Source organism: Mobilicoccus massiliensis, from assembly GCF_000826525.2.
GTDB lineage: Bacteria > Actinomycetota > Actinomycetes > Actinomycetales > Dermatophilaceae > Mobilicoccus > Mobilicoccus massiliensis.
Genome location: NZ_LN651330.1, coordinates 618,419 through 630,118 on the forward strand (window position 1 = coordinate 618,419; position 11,700 = coordinate 630,118).

General features: G+C 67.9%; 14 protein-coding genes. 12 read left to right on the forward strand and 2 right to left on the reverse strand.

Annotated features, from left to right (window positions below; genetic code table 11):
• The first annotated feature begins 86 nt into the window (after nucleotides 1-86).
• The 4 genes from rpsL (at nucleotide 87) to tuf (ending at nucleotide 4,463) form a co-directional block, all read left to right on the forward strand.
• On the forward strand, nucleotides 87-461 hold the full coding sequence (gene rpsL, locus BN1197_RS12565; protein ID WP_040160162.1) for a 30S ribosomal protein S12: 375 nt from the start codon (nucleotides 87-89) through the stop codon (nucleotides 459-461).
• Nucleotides 461-931 (forward strand): 30S ribosomal protein S7, encoded by a 471-nt coding sequence (rpsG, locus tag BN1197_RS12570; RefSeq protein WP_040160164.1) that lies wholly within the window; start codon nucleotides 461-463, stop codon nucleotides 929-931. The genes rpsL and rpsG overlap by 1 nt, the downstream gene beginning before the upstream one ends.
• 114 nt (nucleotides 932-1,045) lie before the next feature.
• Nucleotides 1,046-3,148, forward strand: a complete 2,103-nt coding sequence (gene fusA / locus BN1197_RS12575) for an elongation factor G (RefSeq protein ID WP_040160167.1) — start codon at nucleotides 1,046-1,048, stop codon at nucleotides 3,146-3,148.
• Between the two features lie 121 nt (nucleotides 3,149-3,269).
• Nucleotides 3,270-4,463: an elongation factor Tu gene (gene tuf / locus BN1197_RS12580; protein WP_040160169.1), complete on the forward strand. Its 1,194-nt coding sequence runs from the start codon at nucleotides 3,270-3,272 to the stop codon at nucleotides 4,461-4,463.
• Nucleotides 4,464-4,538: 75 nt separating this feature from the next.
• On the opposite strand, the gene BN1197_RS12585 is transcribed toward tuf, so the two are convergent.
• Nucleotides 4,539-5,807 carry a M28 family peptidase gene (locus tag BN1197_RS12585; protein ID WP_052466675.1) on the reverse strand — a complete coding sequence of 423 codons (1,269 nt, stop codon included), beginning with the start codon at nucleotides 5,805-5,807 and terminating at the stop codon, nucleotides 4,539-4,541.
• The gene (locus BN1197_RS12590; protein WP_052466677.1) at nucleotides 5,804-6,625 is read right to left on the reverse strand and encodes a PA domain-containing protein; all 822 of its coding nucleotides are present in this window, start codon (nucleotides 6,623-6,625) and stop codon (nucleotides 5,804-5,806) included. The genes BN1197_RS12585 and BN1197_RS12590 overlap by 4 nt, the downstream gene beginning before the upstream one ends.
• 404 nt (nucleotides 6,626-7,029) lie before the next feature.
• On the opposite strand from BN1197_RS12590, the gene BN1197_RS17855 reads away from it, so the two are divergent.
• From BN1197_RS17855 to rpsS, 8 genes are all read left to right on the forward strand, one after another.
• Nucleotides 7,030-7,320 carry a DUF2599 domain-containing protein gene (locus tag BN1197_RS17855; protein WP_245851921.1) on the forward strand — a complete coding sequence of 97 codons (291 nt, stop codon included), beginning with the start codon at nucleotides 7,030-7,032 and terminating at the stop codon, nucleotides 7,318-7,320.
• An 89-nt stretch (nucleotides 7,321-7,409) separates the two neighbouring features.
• On the forward strand, nucleotides 7,410-8,219 hold the full coding sequence (locus tag BN1197_RS12600) for an enoyl-CoA hydratase/isomerase family protein (RefSeq protein ID WP_052466715.1): 810 nt from the start codon (nucleotides 7,410-7,412) through the stop codon (nucleotides 8,217-8,219).
• Nucleotides 8,220-8,589: 370 nt separating this feature from the next.
• The gene (gene rpsJ / locus BN1197_RS12605; protein WP_006502853.1) at nucleotides 8,590-8,898 is read left to right on the forward strand and encodes a 30S ribosomal protein S10; all 309 of its coding nucleotides are present in this window, start codon (nucleotides 8,590-8,592) and stop codon (nucleotides 8,896-8,898) included.
• A gap of 11 nt (nucleotides 8,899-8,909) precedes the next feature.
• On the forward strand, nucleotides 8,910-9,572 hold the full coding sequence (rplC, locus tag BN1197_RS12610) for a 50S ribosomal protein L3 (protein WP_040160174.1): 663 nt from the start codon (nucleotides 8,910-8,912) through the stop codon (nucleotides 9,570-9,572).
• 1 nt (nucleotide 9,573) lies between these two features.
• On the forward strand, nucleotides 9,574-10,221 hold the full coding sequence (gene rplD, locus BN1197_RS12615) for a 50S ribosomal protein L4 (protein WP_040160176.1): 648 nt from the start codon (nucleotides 9,574-9,576) through the stop codon (nucleotides 10,219-10,221).
• On the forward strand, nucleotides 10,218-10,517 hold the full coding sequence (gene rplW, locus BN1197_RS12620) for a 50S ribosomal protein L23 (RefSeq protein ID WP_040160179.1): 300 nt from the start codon (nucleotides 10,218-10,220) through the stop codon (nucleotides 10,515-10,517). The genes rplD and rplW overlap by 4 nt, the downstream gene beginning before the upstream one ends.
• 45 nt (nucleotides 10,518-10,562) lie before the next feature.
• Nucleotides 10,563-11,399 carry a 50S ribosomal protein L2 gene (gene rplB / locus BN1197_RS12625; RefSeq protein WP_040160181.1) on the forward strand — a complete coding sequence of 279 codons (837 nt, stop codon included), beginning with the start codon at nucleotides 10,563-10,565 and terminating at the stop codon, nucleotides 11,397-11,399.
• 15 nt (nucleotides 11,400-11,414) lie between these two features.
• Nucleotides 11,415-11,696, forward strand: a complete 282-nt coding sequence (rpsS, locus tag BN1197_RS12630; protein WP_040160182.1) for a 30S ribosomal protein S19 — start codon at nucleotides 11,415-11,417, stop codon at nucleotides 11,694-11,696.
• Nucleotides 11,697-11,700: the final 4 nt, after the last annotated feature.

Here is an 11,700-nt window from a genome sequence, read left to right on the forward strand (position 1 = left end):
CACCACGGCCACGTGGTCGTGGCACACCAAGGAGGTTCGCGCCCCAGGGGAGCGGCCTGATCACATCGACGACGTACGGAGACTACGTGCCTACGATCAACCAGCTCGTCCGTAAGGGACGCAGCGATAAGGCCGCCAAGGCCAAGACGCCCGCGCTGAAGGGCAGCCCTCAGCGCCGCGGCGTGTGCACTCGTGTGTACACCACGACGCCCAAGAAGCCGAACTCCGCGCTGCGCAAGGTCGCGCGCGTCAAGCTCACCAGCCAGGTCGAGGTCACCGCCTACATCCCCGGTGTGGGACACAACCTGCAGGAGCACTCGATCGTGCTCGTGCGCGGCGGCCGTGTGAAGGACCTCCCCGGCGTTCGCTACAAGATCATCCGCGGCTCGCTCGACACCCAGGGCGTCAAGAACCGCCAGCAGGCGCGTTCCCGCTACGGCGCGAAGAAGGAGAAGAAGTAATGCCTCGTAAGGGCCCCGCTCCCAAGCGCCCGCTGGTCATCGACCCGGTCTACGGATCGCCGCTCGTGACCCAGCTCGTCAACAAGATCCTCCTCGACGGCAAGAAGACCACCGCCGAGCGCATCGTCTACGGCGCCCTTGAGGGCTGCCGCGCCAAGACGGGCACCGACCCGGTCGTCACGCTCAAGCGCGCGCTCGACAACGTCAAGCCGGCCCTCGAGGTCCGTAGCCGCCGCGTCGGTGGCGCGACCTACCAGGTCCCGGTCGAGGTCCGCCCCGGCCGCTCGACGACCCTCGCGCTGCGTTGGCTCGTCGGCTACTCGCGTCAGCGTCGTGAGAAGACGATGACCGAGCGCCTCATGAACGAGATCCTCGACGCCAGCAACGGCCTGGGTGCCGCGGTCAAGCGCCGTGAGGACATGCACAAGATGGCCGAGTCCAACCGTGCGTTCGCGCACTACCGCTGGTAATCACGCCTTCCGCCCCGTTCCGGCCGGCGACCCCGGCCGGAACGAGGAGTCCCGATGAGGGCGCGACCCGCGCTACCGATCCGACAATCCCCACGACAAGAGAGCTGAGAGCCAGTGGCACAGGATGTCCTGACCGACCTGCGCAAGGTCCGCAACATCGGCATCATGGCGCACATCGACGCCGGCAAGACCACGACGACCGAGCGGATCCTGTTCTACACGGGCGTCAACTACAAGATGGGCGAGACGCACGACGGTGCGTCCACGACCGACTGGATGGAGCAGGAGAAGGAGCGGGGGATCACCATCACCTCCGCGGCCGTCACCTCCTTCTGGAAGGGCGTCCAGATCAACCTCATCGACACGCCCGGCCACGTGGACTTCACGGTCGAGGTCGAGCGCAACCTGCGCGTCCTCGACGGTGCCGTCGCGGTGTTCGACGCCAAGGAGGGTGTCGAGCCCCAGTCCGAGACCGTGTGGCGTCAGGCCGACCACTACGGCGTCCCGCGCATGTGCTTCATCAACAAGATGGACAAGATGGGCGCGGACTTCTACTTCTCCGTGCAGACGATGATCGACCGCCTCGGCGCCAAGCCGCTGGTCATGCAGCTGCCGATCGGCGCTGAGTCGGAGTTCACCGGTGTCGTCGACCTCGTGCGCATGAAGGCGCTGTACTGGCGCGGCGAGACCAAGCTCGGCGAGGACTACGAGGTCGAGGACATCCCGGCCGACCTGCAGGACAAGGCCGAGGAGTACCGCACCACCCTCATCGAGGCCGTCGCGGAGTCCGACGAGGCCCTCATGGAGAAGTACCTCGAGGGCGACGAGCTCACCGAGGACGAGATCAAGCAGGGCGTCCGCGCCCTGACCCTCTCCGGCGAGTACAACCCCGTGTTCTGCGGAACCGCGTTCAAGAACAAGGGCGTCCAGCCCCTGCTCGACGCGATCGTCGACTACCTGCCGAGCCCGCTCGACCTTCCCCCCACGGAGGGCCACAAGCCGGGTGACGAGGAGACGATCCTCCACCGTGACGCCGACTCCAAGGCGCCGTTCGCCGCCCTGGCCTTCAAGATCGCGGCGCACCCCTTCTTCGGCACGCTGACCTACATCCGCGTGTACTCGGGCGAGATCACGGCCGGCCAGCCGGTCATGAACGCGACCAAGGGCAAGAAGGAGCGTCTGGGCAAGCTGTTCCAGATGCACGCCAACAAGGAGAACCCGGTCGAGAAGGCGTCGGCGGGTCACATCTACGCCGTCATCGGTCTGAAGGACACGACGACGGGTGACACGCTCTCGGACATGAACGAGCAGATCGTGCTCGAGTCCATGACCTTCCCCGAGCCGGTCATCCACGTCGCCATCGAGCCCAAGACCAAGGGCGACCAGGAGAAGCTCGGCACCGCCATCCAGCGCCTCGCGCAGGAGGACCCGACCTTCACCGTCCGTCTCGACGAGGAGACCGGCCAGACCGTCATCGGCGGTATGGGCGAGCTCCACCTCGACATCCTCGTCGACCGCATGCGTCGCGAGTTCAAGGTCGAGGCCAACGTCGGCAAGCCGCAGGTCGCCTACCGCGAGACCATCCGTCGTCCTGTCGAGAAGTACGACTACACGCACAAGAAGCAGACGGGTGGCTCCGGCCAGTACGGCAAGGTGCAGATCACGTACGAACCCCTCGACACCTCCGAGGGCGAGCTGTACGAGTTCGAGAACAAGGTCACCGGTGGCCGCATCCCGCGCGAGTACATCCCGAGCGTGGACGCGGGCATCCAGGACGCGCTCCAGGTCGGCATCCTCGCCGGATACCCGCTGGTGGGCGTCAAGGCCACGCTTCTCGACGGCGCCTACCACGACGTCGACTCCTCGGAGATGGCGTTCAAGATCGCCGGCTCCATGGCCACCAAGGAGGCTCTGCGCAAGGCCGACCCGGTCCTGCTCGAGCCGATGATGGCCGTCGAGGTGCGCACGCCCGAGGAGTACATGGGCGACGTCATCGGCGACATCAACTCCCGTCGTGGGCAGATGCAGTCCATGGACGACGTCAGCGGCGCCAAGGTCATTCGTGCCCTCGTCCCGCTGTCCGAGATGTTCGGGTACGTTGGCGACCTTCGGTCCAAGACTCAGGGTCGCGCCAACTACACGATGCAGTTCGACTCGTACGCAGAGGTCCCCCGGGCCGTTGCGGACGAGATCGTCAAGAAGATGCGAGGTGAGTGAGGCGGGTACACTCACCCCCTCAGCCTCTTCGTGATCACCCAGCAGTAAACCCAATCCAAATCACGCCACACCTGGCTCCGGCCGGTGGCGTATCCACACCAAGTCCACCAGGAGGACAACAGTGGCGAAGGCGAAGTTCGAGCGGACCAAGCCGCACGTCAACATCGGCACCATCGGTCACATCGACCACGGCAAGACGACGCTGACTGCTGCGATCTCGAAGGTTCTGCACGACAAGTACCCGGACCTGAACCAGGCCTCGCCGTTCGACGCGATCGACAAGGCTCCGGAAGAGAAGCAGCGCGGTATCACGATCTCGATCTCTCACATCGAGTACCAGACCGAAGAGCGTCACTACGCGCACGTCGACTGCCCCGGCCACGCCGACTACGTGAAGAACATGATCACGGGTGCGGCGCAGATGGACGGCGCGATCCTCGTGGTCGCCGCCACCGACGGCCCGATGCCGCAGACGAAGGAGCACGTCCTCCTGGCCCGCCAGGTCGGCGTCCCCTACATCGTCGTGGCGCTCAACAAGGCCGACATGGTCGACGACGAGGAGATCATGGAGCTCGTCGAGATGGAGGTCCGCGAGCTGCTGTCCTCCTACGAGTTCCCCGGCGATGACGTTCCGGTCGTCAAGGTCTCCGCGCTCAAGGCCCTCGAGGGCGACGAGAAGTGGGCCGAGTCGATCCTCGAGCTCATGAGCGCGGTCGACGAGGCCATCCCGCAGCCGGAGCGCGACGTCGACAAGCCGTTCCTCATGCCGGTCGAGGACGTGTTCACCATCACCGGTCGTGGCACGGTCGTCACCGGCCGTATCGAGCGTGGCGTCCTCAAGGTCAACGAGGAGGTCGAGATCGTCGGCATCAAGGAGGCCTCCTCCAAGACGACGGTCACCGGCATCGAGATGTTCCGCAAGCTCCTCGACGAGGGTCGTGCGGGCGAGAACGTCGGTCTGCTCCTGCGTGGCACCAAGCGCGAGGACGTCGAGCGTGGCCAGGTCATCTGCAAGCCGGGCTCGATCACCCCGCACACCGAGTTCGAGGGCCAGGTCTACATCCTGTCCAAGGACGAGGGTGGCCGTCACACGCCGTTCTACGACAACTACCGTCCGCAGTTCTACTTCCGGACGACGGACGTCACCGGCGTGGTGCACCTCCCCGAGGGCACCGAGATGGTCATGCCGGGCGACAACACCGACATGAAGGTCGACCTCATCCAGCCCATCGCGATGGAAGAGGGCCTCAAGTTCGCCATCCGTGAGGGTGGTCGTACGGTCGGCGCCGGCCGCGTCACCAAGATCATCAAGTGATCTGACGTCTCACGTCCGAAGGGCGGGTCGTTCCCGAAAGGGAACGGCCCGCCCTTCTGTATGTCGACAGTTCCGTCAGCCGGCGGCCTTCTCTGCTGCGGCGGTGGCGGCCTGCAGTGAACGCGTGAGGTCGGTGGCGGCCTCGGTGAAGGCTCGAGCGTCCTTGGCCTCCGCTGCCTCGGCGAGGCGGGGCAGCGGGAGCACCGCGTAACCCGTCGTCCGTCCCGGCGCCCAGACCTGGTGCTTGTACCAGGGGCGGCCCGCCAGCCCCCCGGGGGTGAGCAAAGCGCGCTCCTGGACGCGGATCGCGTCGTTGATCCGCTTCGCGGCCACCCTCTCGGTGGAGGTGAGGCCGCCCGCGGCAAGACGCCGGCCCGCCGACTCCAGGCGGCGGGTGGCCGCGCCCCAGTTGCGGGCCGCGGTCATCGTGTCCTGAAGGGACGAACCCGCCGGGGCCTGAGCCTGCATCGCGTCGAGACGCGCCAGCGTGTCCGCGGCGTAGGCGCTGTAACGCATCGGAAGGATGTCGGCGTTGGCGAGTCGCAGCGCCAGGGTGCCCGATATCTCGGACGCGGCCGTCATCCCCTTCAACCCGGGGTCCGCGAAGCGGTCGAGGTAGTCCACGTTGTCGTAGACGGAGTGGTAGACGCTTCCGGCGGACGAGAAGCCGATGTCGGCCGACGGTACGCCGAGGTGCTGCAGGAAGGGCGTGTAGTCGGAACCGCTTCCAAGTCGGTCCGGAACGCGGCGCCCGTCGGATGCCGCACTCCACGCTTCGCCGACGGAGCCGGTGCCGGAAGGCGCGTCGACGGCGTCGCTCACCGAACGGATGACCTCGTCCAGTGCCGGAACGCTGCCGGCGCCGAAGGAGCGGCCGGCGGTGGTGTCCATGTTGATGTAGGCGATCGCCTCCTCGCGGAGACGCTGTGCGTTGTTCTCCGCGTACTCCGTGGATCCGATGAGGCCGTACTCCTCTCCGTCCCATCCGGCGAGGACGATGGTGCGTCGCGGTCGCCAGCCGTCCTGGTAGAGACCACCCAGTGCCCGCGCCAGTTCCATGGTCGAGATCCAGCCGGACTTGTTGTCGGAGGCGCCGCCGGCCCAGGTGTCGCGGTGGCCGCCGACGAGGACGTATCCGGCGTCGGGGTCGGTGCCCGGCACCGTTGCGACGACGTTGTCGATCGCGATGTCGGTGCGGTCGATGTCGAGGTCGAGGGCCACCTGGGTACCGCCGGGGCCGAGGCGGTAACGGAAGTCGTGGCCGCCCTGCCACCCGCGAGGCGCGACCGGCCCGGTGAGGGTCGCGAGCAGGCCATGTGCCTCGCGGGCCGATACGGGCGTCACGGGGATCGGTGAGAAGGTGCGCGCCTTTTCCGCCGGAGGACGCGCGGTCCCGGGGGTCGAGGGGGTGCCCGGGGGTGCTCCCAGATCTTCAACACCGAGCCGCGCTGGATGGAGTCCTCCGGTCGCCAGGGGCCGTCAGGATAGACCTCACCCCTGACGAAACCGTCGTCTGCGGGGTCGGTGTACATGATCATGCCCACCGCGCCGGCCTTTGCAGCCAGGTCGGGCTTGACTCCGCGGAAGTTCTTGCCGTACCGGGCGAGCGCGATCTTCCCCTGCAGTGAGATGCCACGGCGAGCCAACTCGGTGAAGTCTTCCGGTCGGCCGTAGTTCACGTAGACGACGGGGCCGGAGACCTTCCCTGCGGGCGAGTACGCGTTGTAGCCGATCGCGAGATCTTCGGGGGTGGTCCGTCCCATGTCGTCCTCGGTGACGGCGAGAGTGCGACGAGTGGGCGCGGTCTGGCGGACGGAGATGTGTCGTGGGCGTGTGGCCAGGGCCCGGTACGAGTCCACGCGGACGTCGAGCCCGGCTTCTTCGAGCGCGGCCTTCTCCTCCTCGACGGACCGGGCGTTGGAGGGAGTGCCAGGGTGAGTGGGCGTGGCTCCGATGGTGTTCATCCAACGTCGCGGATGGGAGGCGTCGATCTCCTCGCGGAGGTTCTCCTCGTACTGGGTCTGCCATCGCGGGGAGCCATAGGGGGCTGCGCGTTCGGCGGGGGTGGTCTCGTCGGCAGCGGCCGGCACGGTGGTCGATGAGGCGATGCCGAACCCGGCGGTGGCGAGGACGACGGCGGCGGCCGTGGTGATGCGTCTCATGCGGTCTCCTGGACAGGGGTGCCCGCCGCACGCAGGGGCGACGGTGCTCCGGCGAAAAGTGTTGCCACCGTATGAGACTCACGTCACGCAGGCAAGGGTCCAGCGGGGACAGGGCCGGGGCGTGCAGCCGGGCCCGGATGCTGTCTCAGGTCACGGCCAGGGTCGGCGGTCACACTGGGGGGATGAGTTGGGGGAATGTCGGCCGACGTGCGGTGGTGACGGGACTGTGCGCCGTCGCCGCGGCGGGCTGCCTCGTCGCGGGGGTGCGGGCGGTAGGACCCCCGGCCGAGGGGGTCGTCGACACGGTCTCTGGGGCTGCGACCGCAGTGGCGTCCGCGGTGAGTCCGGACCCCTCGACCTCCCCGGGACCGTCCTCCTCGTCCACGGACGTGTCGGAGCGCCTCGTGGACGATGCCGCGTGGGTCGAGCGGGACGGGGTGAGGGCGCTGGAGGTCACTCCCGCCGATCGCCTGCGGAACGAGACCGACCCTCGCGTGTTCGACGAGGCCTGGCGCCGCGTGGTCAAGGCCGTCCCCGAAGCGGACTCGCCGGGCATGCGCGACCAGTTCGTCTGCCACGCGACGTTCGCCGCAGACAAGGACAGCTGGTTCCTCGAGCCGGAGCGTCCCGCCGTGGGGTACTGGAAGACGGTCCGGGCCGGCTGCAATCCAGGAGATGTGCTCGACGTCGGCTGACATCCCGCGGTTCGCCGCGCCCCGATCCGGATACGGTGACAGTCGAGGCCGGCCGCACGCGCCGGCGTGATCCCCTCGAGGAGGCATCCGTGGACTTCGGCACGTACGAGACCCTGATCGTCGAGCAGGACGACGCCGCGCTGGTCGTGACGGTCGATCGGCCCAAGGCGTTGAACGCTCTCGCGGGTCAGGTCATCGACGACCTGTGGGCGCTGACCGAAGCGCTCATGCGGGTCGGAGAGCAGGGGGAGTGGCCCGTGCGGGGCGTCGTCATCACGGGATCGGGTGAGAAGGCGTTCGTCGCGGGCGCCGACATCGTCGAGATGCAGGGCATGACCCCCGAGCAGGGTGAGGCGTACAGCCGGCGCATGCAGGAGGTGACGACCCGCCTGGAGGCTCTGCCCGTGCCGGTCGTCGCGGCCGTCAACGGGTTCGCCCTCGGCGGGGGATGCGAGTTGGCGATGGCCTGCGACTTCATCTACGCGAGCCGCAACGCCAAGTTCGGTCAGCCCGAGGTCAACCTCGGCCTCGTACCCGGATTCGGGGGCTCCGTGCGGCTCGCCGACCGGGTCGGCATCGGGATGGCGCGTGAGCTCGTCTACACGGGCCGACCGATCGACGCCGAGGAGGCTCACCGGATCGGGCTCGTCAACCGCCTCTACGACGACGCGGCCGGTGTGCTCGAGGGCGCCAAGGCCACGGTGGCCGAGATGGCCGTCAAATCGCCGGTGGCGATCCGCATCTGCAAGGAGCTCATGAACGAGGCCGCGCCGCTGCCGACGAGCGACGGGCTCGACCTCGAGGCGAAGGCGTTCAAGGTGGCGTTCTGCACCGAGGACAAGGCCGAGGGCGTGCGTGCCTTCATCGCCAAGGAGAAGCCGGCGTTCCCGGGCCGCTGACCCTTCCCGGTGCACCTCGAGCCTCCCGGTTCTCCGCCGGGAGGCTCGATTTGGGTTCTGCCGCGGGATCTGTCAGTATTGACGGGTTGCTTGGCGACGACGCGCACAGGTGTGTCCTTCAAGGATGGCCCGTTCTGCGCGTCGGCGCCCCTCGCGAGAGGTGACTGGCACACGGATTCGTCCGTGAATCGGAACCTCTCGTGCACCCGAAAAGCTTCCGGTTCTGGACCGGACGAAGACCAGCATCGAGGGACAGGCGCTCTGCGCTGCCCTCGTGCATTCCGCAGGGCGCGACACGCCCGACCGCGGGGGTCGGAGGCCGCAGGAACGGATCCGTAGTGGAACGATCAGGAAGAGAGACGTAACGACGATGGCGGGACAGAAGATCCGCATCCGGTTGAAGTCGTACGACCACGAGGTCATCGACTCCTCCGCGCGCAAGATCGTCGACACGGTGACCCGCGCGGGCGCGACCGTGGTCGGCCCCGTGCCGCTGCCGACGGAGAAGAACGTCTTCGTCGTCATCCGGTCGCCCCACAAGTACAAGGACAGCCGCGAGCACTTCGAGATGCGCACGCACAAGCGCCTCATCGACATCGTGGACCCGACGCCGAAGGCCGTCGACTCGCTGATGCGTCTCGACCTGCCGGCGGACGTCAACATCGAGATCAAGCTCTGAGGGCAGCGCACATGAGCATTTCTTCCAAGACCGAGCGCGCCGTCACCGGCGTTCTGGGCGAGAAGCTCGGCATGACCCAGGTCTGGGACGCCGACAACCGCCTCGTGCCCGTGACCGTCATCAAGGCCGGCCCCTGCGTCGTCACGCAGGTCCGCACCGGCGACGTCGACGGCTACAACGCCGTGCAGATCGCCTTCGGCGCCATCGACCCGCGCAAGGTGAACCAGCCGATGTCCGGCCACTTCGAGAAGGCCGGTGTCACACCGCGTCGTCACCTCGTCGAACTCCGCACCTCCGAGGCCGGGTCGTTCACGGCCGGCCAGGAGATCACCGCCGAGTCCTTCGAGGCCGGCCAGCGCGTCGACGTCGTCGGCCGCACCAAGGGCAAGGGCTTCGCCGGTGTCATGAAGCGTCACGGCTTCGCCGGCGTGAGCGCCTCTCACGGTGCGCACCGCAACCACCGCAAGCCCGGTTCGATCGGCGCCTGCGCCACGCCCGGCCGCGTCTTCAAGGGTCACCGCATGGCCGGCCGCATGGGCGGCGTGCGCCAGACGACCCAGAACCTGCAGATCCACGCGGTCGACGCCGAGCAGGGTCTCCTGCTGGTCAAGGGCGCCGTTCCCGGCCCCCGTGGCGCCGTCGTGCTCGTCCGCACCGCTGTGAAGGGAGCGTGACATGACGACGATCGACGTCCGCGACAACACCGGCGCAGCCGCCGGCCGTTCCGTCGAGCTGCCCGCCGAGATCTTCGACGTGCAGACCAACGTGCCGCTGATCCACCAGGTCGTCGTGGCCCAGCTCGCCGCGGCTCGCCAGGGCACGCACGCCACCAAGACGCGCTCGGAGGTCCGAGGCGGTGGCCGCAAGCCGTACCGCCAGAAGGGCACCGGCCGCGCCCGCCAGGGTTCGATCCGCGCGCCGCAGTTCGCCGGCGGTGCCACGGTCCACGGTCCGCAGCCGCGCGACTACGGTCAGCGCACCCCCAAGAAGATGAAGGCCGCCGCCCTGCGTGGCGCCCTCTCCGACCGCGCCCGTCACGACCGGGTGCACGTCATCACCGGCCTCGTCGAGGGTGACGCCCCGTCGACCCGCGGCGCCGCCAAGCTCATGGCCGCGCTCACCGAGCGCACCAACCAGCTCGTCGTCGTCAACCGCGGCGACGAGGCGTCGATGCTCTCGGTGCGCAACCTGCCGTCCGTGCACGTGCTGTTCGCCGACCAGCTCAACACGTACGACGTGCTCTGCGCCGACGACGTCGTGTTCACCGAGGACGCCTTCGAGGCGTTCGTCGCCGCCGCCACGTCCAAGGAGGCCGCCAAGTGAGCGCCCTGAACAAGGACCCCCGCGACGTCCTGCTCGCGCCGGTCGTCTCGGAGAAGTCGTACACGCTGATGGACGAGGGGAAGTACACCTTCCTCGTCGACCCCCGGGCCAACAAGACCGAGATCAAGATCGCGATCGAAGAGATCTTCAAGGTCAAGGTTGCCTCCGTCAACACGTTGAACCGCCCCGGCAAGACTCGTCGGACCCGGTTCGGGACGGGCAAGCGCAAGGACACCAAGCGCGCCATCGTCACCCTCAAGGAAGGCTCGATCGACGTCTTCGGCGGAGCGCGCTGAGCGCGCCCGGCGAGCCGATCGAATCGCTAAGGGAGAACTGATCTCATGGGTATCCGCAAGTACAAGCCGACGACGCCGGGGCGTCGCGGGAGCAGCGTCGCCGACTTCGTCGAGGTGACGCGCAGCCAGCCGGAGAAGTCGCTGGTGCGCCCGCTCGCCAAGTCCGGTGGTCGTAACAACCAGGGCCGCATCACCACCCGTCACATCGGCGGGGGCCACAAGCGCGCCTACCGCGTCATCGACTTCCGTCGCCACGACAAGGACGGCATCCCGGCCAAGGTCGCTCACATCGAGTACGACCCCAACCGCACCGCCCGCATCGCGCTGCTGCACTACGCCGACGGCGAGAAGCGCTACATCATCGCGCCCAACCGCCTCAAGCAGGGTGACGTCGTCGAGAACGGTCCGTCCGCCGACATCAAGCCGGGCAACAACCTGCCGATGCGCAACATCCCCGTCGGTACGGTCATCCACGCCATCGAGCTGCGCCCCGGTGGCGGGGCGAAGATCGCCCGTTCGGCCGGCTCGCGCGTGCAGCTCGTCGCCAAGGAGGGCCGCTACGCCCAGCTGCGTATGCCCTCCGGTGAGATCCGCAACGTCGACGTCCGCTGCCGCGCGACGATCGGCGAGGTGGGCAACGCCGAGCAGAGCAACATCAACTGGGGCAAGGCCGGCCGCATGCGTTGGAAGGGCAAGCGCCCGACCGTCCGCGGTGTCGTCATGAACCCGGTGGACCACCCGCACGGTGGTGGTGAGGGCCGCACGTCCGGTGGACGTCACCCCGTCAGCCCGTGGGGTCAGCCCGAGGGACGCACTCGGCGCCCCAACAAGGAGAGCGACAAGCTCATCGTTCGTCGCCGTCGTACTGGCAAGAAGCGCTGATAGGAGCCCGCTGATATGCCTCGCAGCCTGAAGAAGGGCCCCTTCATCGACGACCACCTTCAGAAGAAGGTGGACGCCCAGAACGAAGCGGGCAGCAAGAACGTCATCAAGACCTGGTCGCGCCGGTCGGTCATCGCGCCCGACTTCCTCGGCCACACCTTTGCCGTCCACGACGGCCGCAAGCACGTGCCGGTGTTCGTCACCGAGGCGATGGTCGGGCACAAGCTCGGCGAGTTCGCTCCGACGCGCACCTTCAAGGGTCACGTGAAGGACGACAAGAAGGGTCGTCGTCGCTGATGGC

Coding starts and splice junctions, on each gene's coding strand:
- rplB (WP_040160181.1), top strand. CDS start 10,563: ATGGGTATCCGCAAGTACAAGCCGACGACGCCGGGGCGTCGCGGGAGC.
- rplD (WP_040160176.1), top strand. CDS start 9,574: ATGACGACGATCGACGTCCGCGACAACACCGGCGCAGCCGCCGGCCGT.
- rpsG (WP_040160164.1), top strand. CDS start 461: ATGCCTCGTAAGGGCCCCGCTCCCAAGCGCCCGCTGGTCATCGACCCG.
- rpsS (WP_040160182.1), top strand. CDS start 11,415: ATGCCTCGCAGCCTGAAGAAGGGCCCCTTCATCGACGACCACCTTCAG.
- rpsJ (WP_006502853.1), top strand. CDS start 8,590: ATGGCGGGACAGAAGATCCGCATCCGGTTGAAGTCGTACGACCACGAG.
- rplC (WP_040160174.1), top strand. CDS start 8,910: ATGAGCATTTCTTCCAAGACCGAGCGCGCCGTCACCGGCGTTCTGGGC.
- BN1197_RS12590 (WP_052466677.1), bottom strand. CDS start 6,625: ATGAGACGCATCACCACGGCCGCCGCCGTCGTCCTCGCCACCGCCGGG.